Genomic DNA, 16,960 nt, shown 5'->3' with positions numbered 1-16,960 from the left:
TCGCCTTAAAGCGGGCCAGGCAAGGCGCAGGCCGCTGGGAATGGTTGTTCCCTTTCCAAGGCCTGCAACGCAGCCTGGCCCGCTTTAAGGCACAACCCGAAGGGCCGGGCCTGCTGTTGTGCAGGGCTGCGTTGCTCGAAGCTTATTTGGAATGACCAAACCACGCTTCTCGCGCCTTGCCCTGCACAACAGCAGACCCGGCGCGGCGTGAAAACTAATTGAGAACGCCCCCTACCATCCCGAAAAACCGGAGGGGGCCATGCGACAGATCATCAGCAAGGAACCATGGTGGGCCAGGCCGCCCGAGCCCGGCCAGGATGAACTCAAGCTGGAATGGGGCTGGCTGGTGCACTACAGCGAAGGCGAGCCGCGCTTCGAGTTCATCCGCGAGCGGCCGACGGACGACGAAATCCGCCAGCGCAAGAGTTGCAGGATCACCCCGACGCCGGAGTGATCCCGCGTGCGACGTCAGGCCTGGAGGAGTACTTCGAACCCGCCGTAGACCATGCGCTGGCCATCGAAGGGCATCGGATTGACGTCCGGCTTCATGCGCGGGTCCTGCATCATCCTGTCCATTCCGGCATTGCGGGTGGCCTTGTCAGGCCAGATGATCCAGCCAAAGGCAACGGTTTCGCCTTCCTTGAGCTTCACCGACATGGGAAACGAGGTGACCTTGCCTTCCGGGACATCCTCGCCCCAGCATTCGACAATGCTCAAGGCACCGTTTTCCTTGAAGACCAAGGCGGCGATTTTGGCGTGCCTGATGTATTGCTCACGGTTGGCGGTGGGTACGGCAGCGATGAAACCATCGACATAAGACATGAGTATTTCTCCTTGGGTCATGGGGTGTTCTGCTGCGTAGTCGGTTGCGATGGCGTCAAATCGACAGTCCCGGCGCTCAATCCGACCGGCGGTGCAGTGCGGTCCGCCAGGCTGCCCTCGATCTGCCCCGCCATGTACAGCGTGCCGGCCATGACGCCGCTGGTCGGGTTCTGCACCAGCTTGAGCCAGGCCTTGTCGAAGGTATTGCCCAGGCTGCTGCGGATCAGCGCCTCGCTGTCGGGCCGGTCATTGGCCTGAATCAGTGCGCGAATGCCCGCCACCCCTACCGTGATCAAGCCACCGGCGAGTTTCCCGGCTGCCGCGGCCACGGCGCTGGCGGCCCCGCGCGGGGCCATCTCGGCTTCCATCCGCCGGCTGGCGCGCCTGGCCACCGGCGCCATCGCGGTGTCGGTCGAACCCACGCCCCTGTCGCCACCGGCCTTGTGGACTTTATCGATCAGCGCGGCGTAGGCCGGCAGAGTGTTCAGCGGTTCGGTGCGCACGATCTGGTACAACGAGGCGTTCCGCGTCGGCGGCGGTCCGAGGGCGATGGCCGGGATTTTCTGGATACGCCCATTGAGCTGGGCCATCGGCACGCCGTGGCGGGTGGATATCTTCTGCAGTTCCTCCTTGAGGATGTCAACGTAGAACGCCACTGACAGGCCGAGAATCGAATCGGGATCGACTTCCTGTGCCACGGGGGCCAGCACCTTCTCCTGATAGGCTTCGAGCAGGTAGGCCGCCAGACGTTTTTCCGATGCGTCCTGCTCGCCCTTAGCGCTGAGGGTGTACCAACTGACCTTCATCGACAGCCATTCCTGGGTCCAGTAACTGCTGAACCACGGAATGAAATTCTGTTCGGTCAATTCATAGACCCGGGTGCGCCAGTAATCCATCGCACCGCGGGAGTAGATTCGGGTCTGCTCGGTGGCCGACTGCGACGCGGCGACGATTTCCCGGTCCACTTGTTGCCAGGTGCTCGCTGAAACGATGACCGGCGCCACTTCCACCGGCGCACGCGGCGGTGTGGCGCACCCTGCCAACACCACCAGTACGGCAATGATCAGTGAACGCAGGCTCAAGATCGCGACTTCCTGCAGTGTGCACCGGGCAGAATGCCCGACACCCAAAACCCTCGGTTTAAGTATAGGTGGCGGTGTCCGTGAGGCCGCCTTCGCGAGCAGGCTCGCTCCCACAGGTTCACCGCCAATCAGGGTGGGAGCGAGCTTGCTCGCGATGGGGCCCGCATCAACAGCGCAAAAACCACCATCACTGGCGTCGATATTCACCATCGCCGCGATTGCCTTCCGCTTTAACGCCGTCAGCGTAGGATCGATCCCAAGCCAACTCGAAACCCCGAATCGGAGGGAAACCTCATGCTGATCCATCTGCTGACCTGCCTGACCCTGACGGCGTTCACATTGAGTGTGTTTGCCTGGTACGTCCTGAGCGAGGAGCAAACGTCATGATTCACACGGTCACCCTCGCCGTACGTTTCCCGGTGTTCGGCAACAATTTCTACGCTCAGGAATTCGAGTCATGTAAAGAGTTGACTCTGCTCTTCGACGAGAAGTTCGAGGCGTTGCTGATGCCGGCAGCCGATCATCACTTCAGCAACGAAGTGGTCGGGCTCAATGATCAGTTCCGCTTTTTGAATGATGTGCTGGTCGAGCATCTGCTGGATGTCGAATTGGCAAAAGGCTCGGCCCGTTCGTTCGGGTTCTGACAGCGACCGCCGGTCGTCCGGGCTCACAACGATCGCTGGCTATTACCGATCCCCTTGGCAATATCGATCCCCCAATCCATCGCTGCTTCCATGTCCAGCATGTGCGGCCGTGGGTCGTGGTTTTCATTGATGGCCGTGCCGTCCGGCCGATAGACACCGATGAACATGCTCAACGAACCGTCCTTCAATATCTCGGCCTTGACCTTGATGCTGCATCCGTTCGATAGCGTTTCCTTGTGCTCCACATGGCGCTCGGTCATGACTGCATTGCTCCCCTGACTGAATTCAAACCCTACTGGCCATGCTAGCTCAGCCCCCGGAACTGCGCCGACCCGCTGGACCGGAGGGCCTGCCCTGACAGCGGCGCAATGCCACCTATACTGAAAACCACCTCCCCCCAGGGGGATCTGCACGTTCAACAATAAAAAGCAGAGGTGGAACATGGTCTGGCAGCAAGTCTACGATCCGTTCGGTAACCCGGTGCTTTCAACGCTCATGGCGGCTGTGCCGGTGGTGGTGATGCTGGCGTCCCTCGCGTTTTTTCATGTCAAGGCGCACCTGGCGGCGTTGCTCGCCCTGGCCTCGGCCTTGCTGATCTCGATCTTCGCCTTCGGCATGCCGGCGGGCATGGCAGGTTCGGCGGCGTTGTTCGGTGCGGCCAACGGCCTGCTGCCAATTGGCTGGATCGTGTTGAACATCATCTTCCTGCACCGCCTGACCACCGAGAACGGCTCGTTCAAGGTGTTGCAAGACTCCCTGGCGCGCATCACCGATGACCGACGCCTGCAATTGCTGCTGATCGCCTTCTGCTTCGGCGCGTTTTTCGAAGGCGCCGCCGGTTTCGGTACGCCGGTGGCGGTGACCGGAGCGATCCTGATCGGGCTGGGCTTCTCGCCACTCGCCGCCTCGGGGCTGGCGCTGATCGCCAACACCGCCCCCGTGGCGTTCGGCGCCCTCGGTACGCCGATCATCACCCTGGCCAAGGTCACCGGGCTGGATGAAATGGAACTGTCGATGATGGTCGGCCGGCAGTTGCCCTTCTTCTCGGTGTTGGTGCCGTTCTGGCTGATCTGGGCTTTTGCCGGCTGGCGCAAGATGGTGGAAATCTGGCCGGCGATCCTGGTGGCCGGGGTCAGTTTTGCCGTGCCGCAGTTCCTGGTGTCCAACTACCACGGGCCAATGCTGGTGGACGTGATCGCCGCGCTGATTTCCATGGCCTGCCTGACCGGCTTCCTCAAGGTGTGGAAACCCGCCACCGTGCACACTTCCGCTGCGCTGTCCGGCCGTGTCGACGACTCGAAGATCGACGCCGAGCACGACGAAAAACCTGTACCCACTGCAACCTTTGCCAACGAGGCAAAACCGGCCGTGATGCGGGCGTGGATGCCGTGGCTGATCCTCACGGTCTTCGTGTTCATCTGGGGCACCCAGGGCTTCAAGAACACCTTCGACACCCGCCCCGCCATCGACCCGCAAACCAGTGCCGCCAAGCTCGATCCCCAGGGCAAGCCGATGCGTGAGGCGAACCCGGTGTTTGCGCCGGTCGTGACCTTCACCACCCTGCACTTGCAGGTCGAGAAAGTCCCGCCCGTGGTGGCCGCGCCGAAAACCGAAGAAGCGGTGTACAAGTTCACCTGGTTCACCGCCACCGGCAGCGGCATTCTGCTGGCGGCGATTGTCGGCGGTTTGCTGATGGGGTACTCGATCCCGCAACTGATACACCAGTACCTGCGCACCCTGTGGGTGGTGCGTTACTCGCTGATCACCATTGCGGCGATGCTCGCGCTGGGCTTCCTCACGCGCTACTCGGGACTGGACGCGACCATGGGCCTGGCCTTCGCCGCGACGGGCATTTTCTACCCGATGTTCGGCACCCTGCTCGGCTGGCTCGGCGTGGCATTGACCGGCTCGGACACCGCGTCCAACGTGCTGTTCGGCGGCTTGCAACGGGTGACGTCCGAGCAACTGGGCATCAGCCCGGTGTTGATGGCCGCCGCCAACAGTTCCGGCGGGGTCATGGGCAAGATGGTCGACGCCCAGTCGATCGTGGTCGCCTCCACCGCCACCCGCTGGTACGGCCATGAAGGGGAAATCCTGCGCTACGTGTTCTTCCACTCGATTGTGCTGGCGATCCTGGTCGGCGGCCTGGTGACGCTGCAGGCCTACGTCGCGCCGTTCAGCCATATGGTGGTGGGCGGGCATTGAATCGAATACACGCGTAATTCTGCTTAAAACTGATCCATTGTGGGAGCGAGCTTGTTCGCGATGACCGTGTCACATTCGACAGTGATGTCGACTGTGCCACCGCTATCGCGAGCAAGCTCGCTCCCACATTGGTGGACGGTGGTTTATGGAATGAATCGTCCGTCGAGCAGACAAAGATCCCATGGACAGCCGGCCGTCTCAGGCCAATGATGTACATCAGTGGCCTCCAGCGGGAGTCATGAACCAATGAACATTCTCTACGATGAACGCGTTGACGGCGCCCTGCCCGACGTCGACAAACAGGCGCTGTTGCAGGCCCTGCAAACCCGCTTGCCGAAGCTGGAAGTCTTGCATCATCGGGAGGAACTCAAGCCCTACGAATGCGACGGGCTGTCGGCCTATCGCACCACGCCGATGCTGGTAGTGCTGCCCCGATCCATCGACGAAGTCCAGGGGGTGCTGCGGGTCTGCCATGAGCTGCGCGTCCCCATCGTGGCCCGTGGCGCCGGCACCGGTTTGTCCGGTGGTGCACTGCCCCTGGAGAAAGGCGTGCTGCTGGTGATGGCGCGCTTCAACAACATCCTGCACATCGATCCTGCCGCCCGTACCGCGCGGGTTCAGCCCGGCGTGCGCAATCTGGCGATCTCCCAGGCGGCGGCGCCCTTTGGCCTGTATTACGCGCCGGATCCGTCCTCGCAAATTGCCTGCTCCATCGGCGGCAACGTCGCGGAAAATGCCGGTGGCGTGCACTGCCTCAAGTACGGCCTGACCGTGCACAACGTGCTCAAGGTCGACATCCTCACCGTCGATGGCGAGCACCTGAGCCTGGGCTCCAACGCCCTCGACGCCCCCGGTTTCGACCTGCTGGCGCTGTTCACCGGCTCCGAAGGCCTGCTCGGGGTGATCACCGAGGTCACGGTCAAGCTGCTGCCCAAACCCCAGACCGCCAAAGTGCTGCTGGCGGCGTTCGATTCCGTGGAAAAAGCCGGGCGCGCGGTCGGCGACATCATTGCCGCCGGCATCATCCCCGGTGGCCTGGAAATGATGGACAACCTGGCGATCCGCGCCGCCGAGGACTTCATCCACGCCGGTTATCCGGTGGATGCCCAGGCCATTCTGCTGTGCGAGCTCGATGGTGTTGAAGCCGATGTCTCTGATGATTGCGCCCGGGTGCGCCAGGTGTTGCAACAGGCCGGCGCAACTGAATTGCGCCAGGCCAAAGACGAAGCCGAGCGCGTGCGCTTCTGGGCCGGGCGCAAGAATGCCTTCCCGGCGGTGGGCCGCCTTTCCCCGGACTACTACTGCATGGACGGCACCATCCCCCGCCGCGAACTGCCCGGTGTGTTGCACGCCATCGCCGAGCTCTCTAACGAATACGGCCTGCGGGTGGCCAACGTGTTCCATGCCGGCGACGGCAACATGCATCCGTTGATCCTGTTCGACGCCAATCAACCCGGTGAACTCGATCGAGCCGAAGCCTTGGGCGGCAGGATTCTGGAGCTGTGCGTGAAAGTCGGCGGCAGCATCACCGGTGAACACGGCGTGGGCCGCGAGAAGATCAACCAGATGTGCGCGCAGTTCAACAGCGATGAGTTGACCCTGTTCCATGCCGTCAAGGCCGCCTTCGACCCCGGCGGCCTGCTCAACCCCGGCAAGAACATTCCGACCCTGCACCGCTGCGCCGAATTCGGTGCCATGCACATACACGGCGGTCAATTGCCCTTCCCTGAGCTGGAGCGTTTCTGATGCACGGCCCTGAAGATTTCGATGACAGCCAGTCACTGCTGGAGCAGGTCAATCGGGCGCTGGAAAACACCACGCCGTTGCGCATCCAGGGTTCCAACAGCAAAGCCTTTCTGGGCCGCACCACAGCCGGGGAAATTCTCGATACCCGGTCGCACCGGGGCATTGTCAGTTACGACCCGACTGAACTGGTGATCACCGCCCGTTGCGGCACGCCATTGTCGCAACTGGCGCGGGTGCTGGACGCCGCACAACAGATGCTGCCCTGCGAGCCACCGTCCTTCGGCGACGGCGCCACCGTCGGCGGCATGATCGCCTGCGGACTGTCCGGGCCACGGCGCCCGTGGGTCGGTTCGGTGCGGGACTTCATTCTTGGCACGCGGGTCATCACCGGTCAGGGCAAACTATTGCGCTTTGGTGGCGAGGTGATGAAAAACGTCGCCGGCTACGACCTGTCGCGCCTGATGGCAGGCAGTTACGGCAGCCTGGGACTGATCACCGAAGTGTCCCTCAAAGTGCTGCCAAAACCCCGGCAAGCCTTAAGCATCAGCCTGGAAATGGACGCCGAACGGGCCTTGCTGCGCCTGGCGGAATGGGGCCAGCAGCCGTTGCCGATCAGCGCGGCCTGTCATGACGGCTCACGCCTGCACCTGCGGCTCGAGGGCGGTGAAGGTTCGGTGGCGGCGGCCCATGAGCGCCTTGGGGGCGAACGGCTGGAGGCTTTTTTCTGGGACGATCTCAACGAACAGCGCTTGAGTTTCTTCGATCAAGACCAGCCGCTTTGGCGCCTGTCGCTGCCGCACAACACACCGCTCCTGTCGCTGCCGGGGCGCCAGTTGATCGACTGGGGCGGTGCCCAGCGCTGGCTGAAATCCGATGCCGAAGCGGCGTACATACGCCAGGTCGTCGACGAGGTCGGCGGCCATGTCACCTGCTTCAGCCACGGCCTGACCGACAACCCCTTCCATCCGCTACCCCCAGCGCTGATGCGTTATCACCGCAACCTGAAACAACAACTCGATCCACGGGGCATCTTCAACCCCGGACGCCTGTACGCGGAGCTTTGAACCATGCAGACGACCCTGAGTGAAAGCGCCAGCCATCTGCCCCGCGCCGCGGAAGCCGAAAGCATCCTGCGCACCTGCGTGCACTGCGGGTTCTGCAATGCCACTTGCCCGACCTATCAATTGCTCGGCGATGAACTGGACGGCCCACGGGGCCGAATCTACCTGATCAAGCAGGTGCTGGAAGGCAACGACGTCACGCAAAAGACGCAACAGCACCTGGACCGCTGCCTGTCGTGCCGCAACTGCGAAACCACCTGCCCCTCGGGCGTCGATTACCACAACCTGCTGGACATCGGGCGCGCGGTGGTCGATGCGACGGTGCCACGCCCCCTCGGCCAGCGCCTGTTGCGCGAAGGGTTGCGCCAGACCGTGCCCCATCCAGAGCTGTTCAAGAGCCTGGTCAATGGCGGCCAGGTGTTCCGCGCACTGCTGCCCGGCACCCTGCAAAGCAAGTTGCCGCGCAATGTCTACCCGGCCAAGCCGCGTCCCATGACCCTGCGTGAGCGTCAGGTGCTGATGCTCGAAGGTTGCGTGCAGCCCAGTCTGTCGCCCAACACCAATGCCGCGGCGGCGCGGGTGCTGGACCGGTTGGGGATCAGCGTCATCGCGAGCCGCGAAGCCGGTTGCTGCGGCGCCGTGGACTACCACCTGGACGCCCAGGCCGTTGGCCTCGACCGTGCCCGGCGCAACATCGACGCGTGGTGGCCGGGCATCGAAAAAGGCGCCGAGGCGATTGTGCAAACGGCCAGCGGTTGCGGCGCCTTCATCAAGGATTACGGCCACCTGCTCGCCAGCGACCCGGCCTATGCCGACAAGGCGAAAAAGGTCAGCGAGCTGGCCCGGGACCTGGTGGAGGTGTTGCGCGACGAACCGCTGGAAAAGCTCGGCATCCACGCCTCGCAACGCCTGGCCTTTCATTGCCCCTGCACCCTGCAGCACGGGCAGAAACTTGGCGGTGCCGTGGAAGCGCTGCTGACCGGACTCGGCTTCAACCTGACCTGCGTCCCCGACGGACACCTGTGCTGCGGTTCGGCGGGCACCTATTCGCTGACCCAGCCCGAACTGTCGCGACAACTGCGCGACAACAAGCTCAACGCCCTGGAAAGCGGCCATCCCGAGGTCATTGTCACGGCCAACATCGGCTGCCAGTCGCACCTTGACGGCGCGGGGCGAACCCCGGTGCGGCACTGGATCGAACTGGTCGAAGCCGCCCTGCCCTAACCGAACCCTGGAGATGCCCATGAACAGCAAAGCCGTTCTGAGTCTGAACGAAATCGGCCACATCCTCGCCGCCGCCCGCGCCGAAGCACAGGCCAATCAATGGGCCGTGACCATCGTGATCGTCGATGACGGCGGCCACCCGCTGGCCCTGGAACGCCTCGACGGCTGTGCGCCCGCCAGCGCGTATATCGCCACCGAAAAGGCACGCACCTGCGCCCTCGGGCGACGCGAATCGAAAAGCTATGAAGACATGGTCAACGCCGGGCGCTACGCTTTCCTTTCAGCACCCTTGCTGACTTCGCTTGAGGGTGGTGTACCGATTGTCTTCGATGGCCAGGTGATTGGTGCTATCGGTGTCTCTGGCGTCAAGCCTGAGCAGGATGCGCAAGTGGCCAAGGCCGGGGCGCAGAGCCTGAAATGAACAGAATGCACATCAAACATCCACCATAGAGCCCTGTGGGAGCGAGCCTGCTCGCGATGGCGGCAGATCAGTCGACATCCATGCTGAATGACACTCCGCTATCGCGAGCAGGCTCGCTCCCACAGGGACGGCGTTTCGCCAACAAGATTGATCCGTGTTAAACCAGCCGAGAGGAGTTGCAGCAATGACCCGTCTAACTGCCAAAGACTTTGCCCCCGAACTGCTGGAACTGTACGACTACTACGCCCACGGCAAGATCAACCGCCGGGAGTTTCTCGACCGTGCGGCGCTGTTTACCTTCGGCGGGTTGACCGCCGGCGCCCTGCTCGCCGCGCTAAGCCCAAACTATGCGCTGGCCGAGCAAGTCGAGTTCACCGATCCGGACATTCTTGCCGAGTACATCACCTACCCCTCGCCCAAGGGCCACGGCCAGGTTCGCGGTTATCTGGTGCGTCCGGCCAAAGCCAGCGGCAAGGTGCCGGCGGTGGTGGTCGTGCACGAAAACCGCGGGCTCAACCCCTACATCGAAGACGTCGCGCGGCGTGTGGCCAAGGCCGGTTTCATCGCCCTGGCCCCGGACGGCCTGAGTTCGGTCGGCGGTTATCCCGGCAATGACGACAAGGGCCGCGAACTTCAGGCGAAGGTCGACCCGGAAAAGCTGATGAACGACTTTTTCGCCGCCGTCGAGTGGATGATGAAACACCCCGCCGCCACTGGAAAAGTCGGCATCACCGGGTTCTGCTACGGCGGTGGCGTGACCAACGCCGCCGCCGTGGCCTATCCGGAACTGGGGGCCGCCGTGTCGTTTTATGGCCGTCAGCCGACGGCCGAGGAAGTACCCCGGATCAAGGCCCCGGTGATGCTGCACTACGGCGAACTGGACACGCGGATCAACGAAGGCTGGCCCGCCTATGAGAAAGCGTTGAAGGCCGGGGGCAAGACCTATGAGGCCTATATCTATCCGGGCTGCAATCATGGTTTCCACAATGATTCGACGCCGCGTTATGACGAGGCGGCGGCGAAGCTGGCGTGGGAGCGGACGTTGGGGTGGTTTAAAAAGTATCTGGTTTGATCTGAAATTATCGGGCAGCAGGGCTGGCCTCTTCGCGAGCAGGCTCGCTCCCACAGGGATCTCCAGCGAACACAAGAAATGTGTACGACAAAGATCCAATGTGGGAGCGAGCCTGCTCGCGAAAGCGGTATATCTACTGGTGACTACTTCGGCTGAGCCACGGTCCGCAGATACGGCTTCAGGGTCTTGAAGCCATCCGGGTATTTCTTCTTCGCGTCTTCGTCAGACACCGACGTCGGGATGATCACGTCTTCACCCGGCCGCCAGTTCACCGGCGTGGCGACGGTATGTTTGGCGTTGAGTTGCAGGGAATCGAGCAGACGCAGCACTTCATCGAAATTGCGCCCGGCGCTCATTGGGTAGATCAGCATGGCCTTGACCTTTTTGTCCGGGCCGACGATGAACACCGAACGCACCGTGGCGTTGTCCACCGCCGTGCGCGCACCGCCGCTGGCATTGGGGTGGATCATGTCGTAGAGCTTGGCCACCACCAGGTTTTCGTCGCCGATCAGCGGATAGTTGACCGCGCAGCCCTGGGTCTCGGCGATGTCGCCTACCCAACGATTGTGGTCACTGACCGGGTCGACGCTGAGGCCCAGGACCTTGGTGTTGCGCTTGTCGAATTCAGGCTTGAGTTTGGCCAGGTAACCCAGTTCGGTGGTGCACACCGGGGTGAAATCCTTGGGGTGGGAAAACAGAATGGCCCAGCCATCGCCGACCCATTGGTGAAAATTGAGGGTGCCTTCGGTGGTGTCGGCGGTGAAGTCCGGTGCTTCGTCGCCAATACGGATAGCCATGTTCGATCTCCTTGCAGTGATGGACAGGGACGCCGCCAAGGCTGTGAATGCACTTCCCGCGGCATGGACGCGAAACAGTATAGGAGAGGTTCGACGACTCGCCGCAACGCTTGGAACAAGTCGCTAACCCACCAGCGCAATCAGTTGCTGACGCTGGGCATCGGTCAGCATCGGGCCGAATCCGGCGCGGGCGTTTTCCGCCATGTAGCGCGGGTTGCCGGTGCCGGGAATCACGCAGGTCACCGCCGAATGCGACAGCAGGAACTTCAGCGCCAGTTGCGGCCAGCTCTTGACCCCGACTTGCGCCGCCCAGCCTGGCAGCGGTTTGTCTTTCAATTTGGCCAGCAAGCCGCCACCGCCAAACGGCCGGTTGCAGATCACCGCCACCCCCCGCTCGCGGCACAACGGCAGCAGGCGTTTCTCTGCGCCGCGATCATCCAGGGCGTAGTTGATCTGCAAGAAGTCCAGGGGTTCGGCCTTGAGTACCGCCTCCACTTCTTCATAGGCCGACGCCGTGTAATGGGTGATGCCGATGTAGCGAATGCGCCCTGCTTCTTTCCAGTGGCGCAGGGTCGGCAGGTGCGTCTGCCAGTCCAGCAGGTTGTGGATCTGCATCAGGTCGATCCGGTCGGTCTGCAACAGGGCGAAGGATTGTTCCATTTGCGCGATGCCTTCTTCGCGGCCCCGGGTCCACACCTTGGTGGCCAGGAACGCCGGTGAGCGCGGCTCATGGATCGACAGCAGTTCGCCGATGGTCTGTTCGGCGCGACCGTACATCGGCGAGCTGTCGATCAGCTTGCCGCCCTTGTCGAATAACGCATCCAGCACCGCGGGCAAGTCTTTGTAGGCCGGTTGCGAAGGCTCGACATCGAATCCGCGATAAGTGCCCAACCCTACGATCGGCAAGGACTCATTGCTGGAGGGAATGGCGCGGGTCTGCATGGTCTTGCCTCCTGTTCCCGTCAACGGCTCGGGTTGTGCACCCACCGGACCGAACGTGAAGACCGCCGAAGCACCGGCAGCCAGCGTGAGTACTTCTCTACGGGTGTAACCCTCAGGATGGCTCATAAAACGCTTCTCACCAGTCGCAGGGGGCCGGCCTGTTGCGCCGACAACCCGGATTACCCGCGCCAAGGGTCGATTGACTACACTCAGAAAGCCTTGCGGCACCAGCCACTTTCAAACCCCGAGCCGTCAATGCCGCCCACTAACGTTAGTCGAATGTCACGTACCCTGGTGTTACTCATCGTCATCATCGCTGCGTTGTACCTGGCGCTGTGCGTGGCGCTGTTCGTGTTCCAGCGGGCGCTGATTTATTACCCGCAACCGCGCGCCGTCGGGACCACCGCGACGCTAATCACCCTGCCGGTCACCGACGCGCAGGTACTGGTCTCCATCCGACCGCACGAAGGTCCCAATGCGCTGATTTATTTTGGCGGCAATGCCGAAGACGTCTCGCGCAACCTGCCCGAGTTCACCCAAGCGTTCCCTGACTACGCGCTGTACCTGCTGCATTACCGTGGTTATGGCGGCAGTTCCGGCTCGCCCTCCGAAGAGGCCAATGCCCGCGACGCCATCACCTTGTTCGACCTGGTACATGCCAGCCATCCGCATGTGGCGGTGGTCGGTCGCAGTCTGGGTTCCGGGGTGGCCGTGCGCCTGGCCAGCGAACGCCCGGCCGCGCGACTGGTGCTGATCACGCCCTACAACAGCCTCGAAGGGCTCGCTGCCCGTCAGTTCCGCTGGTTTCCGGTGCGCTGGTTGTTGAAGGACAAATACCCGTCCTGGCAGTACGCCGCCCGCATCACGGTGCCGACACTGTTGATCGCAGCCGAGCATGACGAAGTGATTGCGCGTTCGAGTACTGAACGTTTGTACACACACTTCGCCAAAGGCGTGGCGTCACTGCGGGTGATACCGGGGACGGGGCATAACTCGATCGGCGAAAGCCCTGAATACTTAAAGGTGCTGAGGGATGGGTTGTAGCCAGCAAGGTAGAACATACCTGTGGCCTGAGAGCCTCCACGGTTAAGGCTCTGTCGGCGGCCGTTCATCCGAGAGTTTGCCAACACCCAATAAAAACATATTTTTATGCCTATATTGATATTGTCGAACGTTCCCATTCTCAGAGGGTGCCGTCATGAACGTTGAGATTCATTAGAAATTGAATTCGGTTCATTAAAAGCTGAATTACGCCAGACCAGTTTCATTCGAGCGACGAACTTGTCGTTCATAGCTCGGTGTGCGCTGCCTCATCGCTGATCAGCTCAGTTAAGCGATTTGATGCTTTGTTTTTATTTGTCCGATTCACGGAGGTGCCATGATGAACAATAAAATCGCAATCTACCTGCTCCTCGCCTTGCTTGCCCTTCCAGCCTGGAGCCACGCAGCTCCATCGCCCGCGTCCACGGATGCCGACTCGCCTGCACTGACCACGCGCCTAGCGCTGCGGGATCTATGGGTCGAGCATATTTTCTGGATCCGCGACTATGCGCTGGCCAACCAGTCCGGCGATCAGAAACAAGCCAAGGTCGCGGCCGACCTGGTGGTCGACAACGCCACCAAAATCGCCAACAGCATTGCCCCGCTCTATGGCCAGCCGGCGGCTGATCAACTGCTCAAACTGCTGGCCGGTCATTGGGGCGCGGTGAAACACTACAGCGATGCCACCGTCGCGAAAGACGCCAAGGGCAAGCAGGCTGCCGTCACCGAGTTGACCAGCAATGCCAAGGCGATTGCGGCGTTTCTGGCCACCGCCAACCCCAATCTGCCTGAAGCCACACTGGTCAATATGTTGTCAGCCCATGGCGGTCACCACATCGCCCAGATCGACGAGTTTGCCGCGCACGATTACGCTGGCGAAGCCCGCACCTGGGCAATGATGCGTACACACATCCTGGCCCTGGCCGACGCGTTGACCGGCGCACTGGTCAAGCAATTCCCGGACAAGTTCTGATATCGCGCGAGGGCATCCCATGCTGGAAGGACTGGGCCGAACACAGCAGGACCTGCTCAATGCGCTGCTGCACCATGCGGGCGGCATGAGCATTGACGAGTTGGCTGAAACTCTGGCCGTCACGCGCACAGCGATCCGCCAACACCTGGCGGCGCTGGAGCGTGACGGTCTGGTGCTGCGCGGCGACACCCGGCCGACGGGTCGTCGCCCGGAGCAGCTGTATCGGCTCACCGACCACGCGCGGGAGCAGTTCCCTCGCCACTATCAGCTACTGGCCAGCGTATTGATCGATGAGGTGGCGGGCATCATCGGCCCAGAGGCCCTGACTTCACTGATGCGCAGCATGGGCCGCAAACTGGCTTCTGATCGTGAACAGCAGGTCGTGGATGAAGCCAGGATCGTGCAGCACATGAACCAGGCGGGCTACGAGGCCGAGGTGTTTTTTCGCTCAGGCGACACGCCGGAAATCGTCGCGCATAACTGCGTGTTCCATCGCCTGGCCGCCGAGCACCCGGTGGTCTGCGAACTCGACCTGGCCTTGATCGGCGCGTTGGGCGGCGGCGAAGTCGAGCACAGCGAGTGCATGGTGCGTGGCGGGCATGTCTGTCGCTTCAGGTTGCGACCGAGTGAAACCCCGGACCTCGCGACTGACGCTGCTCCAGCCGATACCGATCAGCCAGCCTAGCGTTTGCGTGACAGCCGTTGCTGCCAGTTTCCGGCGTTGTCCCGCTGGCAGGCTTCTTCAGAGTCGAGCATCGCTTGGGGCGACGTTCTGTGGCAGTGAGAAAATGCCACCGCCGACCATCGAACCAATCACCAAAGCGATCAGTTACCCAACCTTGAGTTTGTCTCTGGAGGCCGTGACTAGGGTTTGTATGTCGGGCTCGAAATCTTTATCCAACTTGCCTACAGAATCGACCATTAGATCACCTTACCGAATGGGTATCGCTAAGGTAGAAAACAGACCACCCCGTAAAGTCGCTTTTGCACTGCATGACCTTTCAAGTGGTATGTGCAACGGAACGGAAAGCACCTGGGAACAGCAATCAAATGGTAATCAGTACTAAGAGCGTCGCAGAACTCGAAAATGCTCTGCGGTTCAGTACTTCTGAATCTCTGGTGGAAGAACATGAGGCGTATTTACGCGTTCTTCCAGTTTCGCCGCGCACTGCTCGGCGGAAATGTGATCGGAAAACTTCAATGTCATACCATAGGCCTCAACCAGCCAGATTGGCTTAGTCGATCCGGTGAACTCATCAGACTGCGCTCCCCCACTCCAAGCCTCAGTACCTCTTGCCTGAAGCGCTTTCTCTCCACGAGTGGCTTCTGATCAGACGGCAAGCGACTGAACCCAAATTAGCCGGAACTAATTGACCAGAACTGACATATTACTGATTCAAATGCGCAGCGTCCCTTGGCAAGGGCCGGCATGGTCCCTACCCGGCACGCGAACCGGCATGAGTTTTCACTTCGATTGGAATTCTTTTCATTAAAAATGGAATCAGCTAGCTATGGCCAACTGTCTCGCGGCAACGTTAAAAACCAGCATGGGCGCCGTGTGTGGAATGTTTCATGTCGTGATGTCGGACCTTTGCTAGAGGAGTATCCGCGGTGCGGCGCTGAACTACCCCGCTCCGAAGCGTACCCCCAGCTCGGCAACACTCTTGGCCACGCAACTGCTACCGCTCATGCACCTAACGACCTGAGCGACCTTGGCAAGATGCCGGCCCGGGCACTGCACACAAAGCATTCGATACACCTAAAGGTTTCCATAGTAGTCACTAGAAACTTTTGGTTTACACAGCCTATTGAAATTACTGCCTACCTACCCTTCGGCGACCATTAGAAAATAAAATGGAGTCATTAAATTCTGGAATGGAATCTGAATCCAACCGACCAAAATATGGTTACAAGTCAAGCAAAGACACGCCAAGCTGCTCTTTTTCTTAGGAGAATAATTACAACAGCGGCAGAAAACCTTAGCAGACCTTCGAGGCAACGTCGGCAACAATGACGATGTTAAACATGGATGTGCCTGGAGTACCGGAAGCATAGACGCCCTACCCAATTCACTGGCCGCACACCGAGCTAATTTCCTACAACCTTTATGAGTGAGCTGCCCCGCGGGTTGCGAGATATGCCGACTACGGTTTTGTCGAGTCTTGAGCCGCCAGCAACGCGAAGATACCAATGAAAAGGCGCTCGCTAACGGACGCTGGTATCCGGCTGGCGTCGAAGTACGTGAACCATGGTCCAGCATCGACCTGAAGACCACGCCAAACAGTTTCACATCCCTGAGCCAGCAGAGGTGTGGACGCTGCCTCGACTGCCTGCCTGTGCTGTGGGATTTGTGGCGACAGCTGGCCATCGCCTCCCCTCGCAGACTTACTAGCAAGGGCGCCGGAATCATCGAGCTGCCAGACGAGCTGCTGAAGCAGATGGGCATAGAGGACCTTCGGCCATTGCCTCGAAGGTCTGCAAAGGTTTTCTGCCGCTGTTGTAAAGACAAAGTCACGCCGAGCAGAAGATAAGGCCGCTGGCGCTGGGGCACAAGAACTGGCGCTTTACCGGGTCATTGCGCAGCGGCAACGTGCGGCCGCGCTGATGAGTCTAATCCAGTCGGCCAAGCTCAACGGACATGATCCGTACTTGTATTTGAAGGACGTATTGGCGCGGCTACCGATGCAGCGGGCGAGTGAGATTGCCGAGCTGTTTGTAGTGGTCTAATGAAACCGGACAGGACACTCAAGATTTCAACGCAAAGGCACTCTATTGGCCAATCCCAGCACGGGTCAGATTGGGTTGACGCTTTTGAGCATAGTGAACTGAGTATCCCAGCAGTTTCCCCGACGGTTCATGCTTTAGCGCATTGCTTCAGTTGTATTGGTCTACGGATTACGGAAACAATCGAAGCAAAAATTTCGCCGTTC

Annotated in this window: 16 protein-coding genes and 2 pseudogenes; 12 read left to right on the top strand and 6 right to left on the bottom strand. The window is 60.9% G+C overall.

The genetic code is table 11. The features are described from left to right. Window positions 1-259 precede the first annotated feature (259 nt). Entirely contained in the window at window positions 260-454 is a 195-nt protein-coding gene (locus tag BSF44_RS18345; RefSeq protein ID WP_056727280.1) for a hypothetical protein, read from the top strand. Window positions 455-468: 14 nt separating this feature from the next. Here the strand turns inward: BSF44_RS18345 and BSF44_RS18340 are convergent, their stop codons facing one another. Further along, window positions 469-822 (bottom strand): DUF1428 domain-containing protein, encoded by a 354-nt coding sequence (locus tag BSF44_RS18340; RefSeq protein WP_095944703.1) that lies wholly within the window; start codon window positions 820-822, stop codon window positions 469-471. Between the two features lie 17 nt (window positions 823-839). Beyond that, window positions 840-1,904: a hypothetical protein gene (locus BSF44_RS18335; protein WP_095944702.1), complete on the bottom strand. Its 1,065-nt coding sequence runs from the start codon at window positions 1,902-1,904 to the stop codon at window positions 840-842. Between the two features lie 383 nt (window positions 1,905-2,287). Here BSF44_RS18335 and BSF44_RS18330 point away from each other — a divergent pair, with 383 nt between their 5' ends. After that, a complete protein-coding gene (locus tag BSF44_RS18330) occupies window positions 2,288-2,548 on the top strand; it encodes a hypothetical protein (protein WP_095944701.1) in 261 nt (86 codons plus the stop codon). Window positions 2,549-2,571: 23 nt separating this feature from the next. Here BSF44_RS18330 and BSF44_RS18325 read toward each other — a convergent pair whose 3' ends face one another. Beyond that, complete coding sequence (locus BSF44_RS18325; protein ID WP_095944710.1) at window positions 2,572-2,808, bottom strand: hypothetical protein; 237 nt, start codon at window positions 2,806-2,808, stop codon at window positions 2,572-2,574. 181 nt (window positions 2,809-2,989) lie between these two features. On the opposite strand from BSF44_RS18325, the gene BSF44_RS18320 reads away from it, so the two are divergent. The 6 genes from BSF44_RS18320 to yghX all read left to right on the top strand — a co-directional run bounded on the left by BSF44_RS18320 (window position 2,990) and on the right by yghX (window position 10,277). Next, window positions 2,990-4,753, top strand: a complete 1,764-nt coding sequence (locus BSF44_RS18320; RefSeq protein ID WP_095944700.1) for an L-lactate permease — start codon at window positions 2,990-2,992, stop codon at window positions 4,751-4,753. A 246-nt stretch (window positions 4,754-4,999) separates the two neighbouring features. Continuing rightward, window positions 5,000-6,499, top strand: a complete 1,500-nt coding sequence (glcD, locus tag BSF44_RS18310) for a glycolate oxidase subunit GlcD (RefSeq protein ID WP_095944698.1) — start codon at window positions 5,000-5,002, stop codon at window positions 6,497-6,499. Continuing rightward, window positions 6,499-7,563, top strand: a complete 1,065-nt coding sequence (gene glcE, locus BSF44_RS18305; protein WP_095944697.1) for a glycolate oxidase subunit GlcE — start codon at window positions 6,499-6,501, stop codon at window positions 7,561-7,563. Before glcD ends, glcE begins: the two co-directional genes overlap by 1 nt. Before the next feature lie 3 nt (window positions 7,564-7,566). Further along, window positions 7,567-8,784 carry a glycolate oxidase subunit GlcF gene (gene glcF / locus BSF44_RS18300; RefSeq protein ID WP_095944696.1) on the top strand — a complete coding sequence of 406 codons (1,218 nt, stop codon included), beginning with the start codon at window positions 7,567-7,569 and terminating at the stop codon, window positions 8,782-8,784. Between the two features lie 19 nt (window positions 8,785-8,803). After that, window positions 8,804-9,205: a heme-binding protein gene (locus tag BSF44_RS18295; protein ID WP_095944695.1), complete on the top strand. Its 402-nt coding sequence runs from the start codon at window positions 8,804-8,806 to the stop codon at window positions 9,203-9,205. 184 nt (window positions 9,206-9,389) lie between these two features. After that, window positions 9,390-10,277: a YghX family hydrolase gene (gene yghX / locus BSF44_RS18290; protein ID WP_095944694.1), complete on the top strand. Its 888-nt coding sequence runs from the start codon at window positions 9,390-9,392 to the stop codon at window positions 10,275-10,277. Window positions 10,278-10,420: 143 nt separating this feature from the next. Here the strand turns inward: yghX and BSF44_RS18285 are convergent, their stop codons facing one another. Then, window positions 10,421-11,074 (bottom strand): peroxiredoxin, encoded by a 654-nt coding sequence (locus tag BSF44_RS18285; RefSeq protein WP_095944693.1) that lies wholly within the window; start codon window positions 11,072-11,074, stop codon window positions 10,421-10,423. A gap of 123 nt (window positions 11,075-11,197) precedes the next feature. Continuing rightward, a complete protein-coding gene (locus BSF44_RS18280) occupies window positions 11,198-12,142 on the bottom strand; it encodes an aldo/keto reductase (protein ID WP_172435367.1) in 945 nt (314 codons plus the stop codon). A gap of 129 nt (window positions 12,143-12,271) precedes the next feature. Between BSF44_RS18280 and BSF44_RS18275 the strand changes: the two genes are divergently transcribed. The 3 genes from BSF44_RS18275 (at window position 12,272) to BSF44_RS18265 (ending at window position 14,715) form a co-directional block, all read left to right on the top strand. Continuing rightward, the gene (locus BSF44_RS18275; protein ID WP_095944691.1) at window positions 12,272-13,060 is read left to right on the top strand and encodes an alpha/beta hydrolase; all 789 of its coding nucleotides are present in this window, start codon (window positions 12,272-12,274) and stop codon (window positions 13,058-13,060) included. A gap of 337 nt (window positions 13,061-13,397) precedes the next feature. Beyond that, window positions 13,398-14,030 carry a hypothetical protein gene (locus BSF44_RS18270; protein ID WP_095944709.1) on the top strand — a complete coding sequence of 211 codons (633 nt, stop codon included), beginning with the start codon at window positions 13,398-13,400 and terminating at the stop codon, window positions 14,028-14,030. Window positions 14,031-14,049: 19 nt separating this feature from the next. Then, window positions 14,050-14,715 carry a metalloregulator ArsR/SmtB family transcription factor gene (locus BSF44_RS18265; protein WP_095944690.1) on the top strand — a complete coding sequence of 222 codons (666 nt, stop codon included), beginning with the start codon at window positions 14,050-14,052 and terminating at the stop codon, window positions 14,713-14,715. 72 nt (window positions 14,716-14,787) lie between these two features. Here BSF44_RS18265 and BSF44_RS30760 read toward each other — a convergent pair. Then, a pseudogene (locus BSF44_RS30760) lies at window positions 14,788-14,952 on the bottom strand (arginine-ornithine antiporter); the annotation flags it as partial. Between the two features lie 1,596 nt (window positions 14,953-16,548). Here BSF44_RS30760 and BSF44_RS18255 point away from each other — a divergent pair. After that, a pseudogene (locus BSF44_RS18255) lies at window positions 16,549-16,757 on the top strand (transposase domain-containing protein); the annotation flags it as partial. Between the last annotated feature and the right edge of the window lie 203 nt (window positions 16,758-16,960).

Origin of the sequence: Pseudomonas sp. ACN8, from assembly GCF_002303925.1 — a bacterium.
Classification (GTDB): Bacteria; Pseudomonadota; Gammaproteobacteria; order Pseudomonadales; family Pseudomonadaceae; genus Aquipseudomonas.
Note: the sequence above shows the minus strand (reverse complement) of the source record. Positions and strands in the feature narration are given on the sequence as shown.

Bases quoted from the DNA above. Each gene is read 5' to 3' on its own strand.
- BSF44_RS18295 (WP_095944695.1), top strand. From the start codon at position 8,804: ATGAACAGCAAAGCCGTTCTGAGTCTGAACGAAATCGGCCACATCCTC.
- BSF44_RS18280 (WP_172435367.1), bottom strand. From the start codon at position 12,142: ATGAGCCATCCTGAGGGTTACACCCGTAGAGAAGTACTCACGCTGGCT.
- glcD (WP_095944698.1), top strand. From the start codon at position 5,000: ATGAACATTCTCTACGATGAACGCGTTGACGGCGCCCTGCCCGACGTC.
- glcE (WP_095944697.1), top strand. From the start codon at position 6,499: ATGCACGGCCCTGAAGATTTCGATGACAGCCAGTCACTGCTGGAGCAG.
- BSF44_RS18340 (WP_095944703.1), bottom strand. From the start codon at position 822: ATGTCTTATGTCGATGGTTTCATCGCTGCCGTACCCACCGCCAACCGT.
- glcF (WP_095944696.1), top strand. From the start codon at position 7,567: ATGCAGACGACCCTGAGTGAAAGCGCCAGCCATCTGCCCCGCGCCGCG.
- BSF44_RS18285 (WP_095944693.1), bottom strand. From the start codon at position 11,074: ATGGCTATCCGTATTGGCGACGAAGCACCGGACTTCACCGCCGACACC.
- BSF44_RS18320 (WP_095944700.1), top strand. From the start codon at position 2,990: ATGGTCTGGCAGCAAGTCTACGATCCGTTCGGTAACCCGGTGCTTTCA.
- BSF44_RS18345 (WP_056727280.1), top strand. From the start codon at position 260: ATGCGACAGATCATCAGCAAGGAACCATGGTGGGCCAGGCCGCCCGAG.
- BSF44_RS18270 (WP_095944709.1), top strand. From the start codon at position 13,398: ATGAACAATAAAATCGCAATCTACCTGCTCCTCGCCTTGCTTGCCCTT.
- yghX (WP_095944694.1), top strand. From the start codon at position 9,390: ATGACCCGTCTAACTGCCAAAGACTTTGCCCCCGAACTGCTGGAACTG.
- BSF44_RS18330 (WP_095944701.1), top strand. From the start codon at position 2,288: ATGATTCACACGGTCACCCTCGCCGTACGTTTCCCGGTGTTCGGCAAC.
- BSF44_RS18265 (WP_095944690.1), top strand. From the start codon at position 14,050: ATGCTGGAAGGACTGGGCCGAACACAGCAGGACCTGCTCAATGCGCTG.
- BSF44_RS18325 (WP_095944710.1), bottom strand. From the start codon at position 2,808: ATGACCGAGCGCCATGTGGAGCACAAGGAAACGCTATCGAACGGATGC.
- BSF44_RS18275 (WP_095944691.1), top strand. From the start codon at position 12,272: ATGCCGCCCACTAACGTTAGTCGAATGTCACGTACCCTGGTGTTACTC.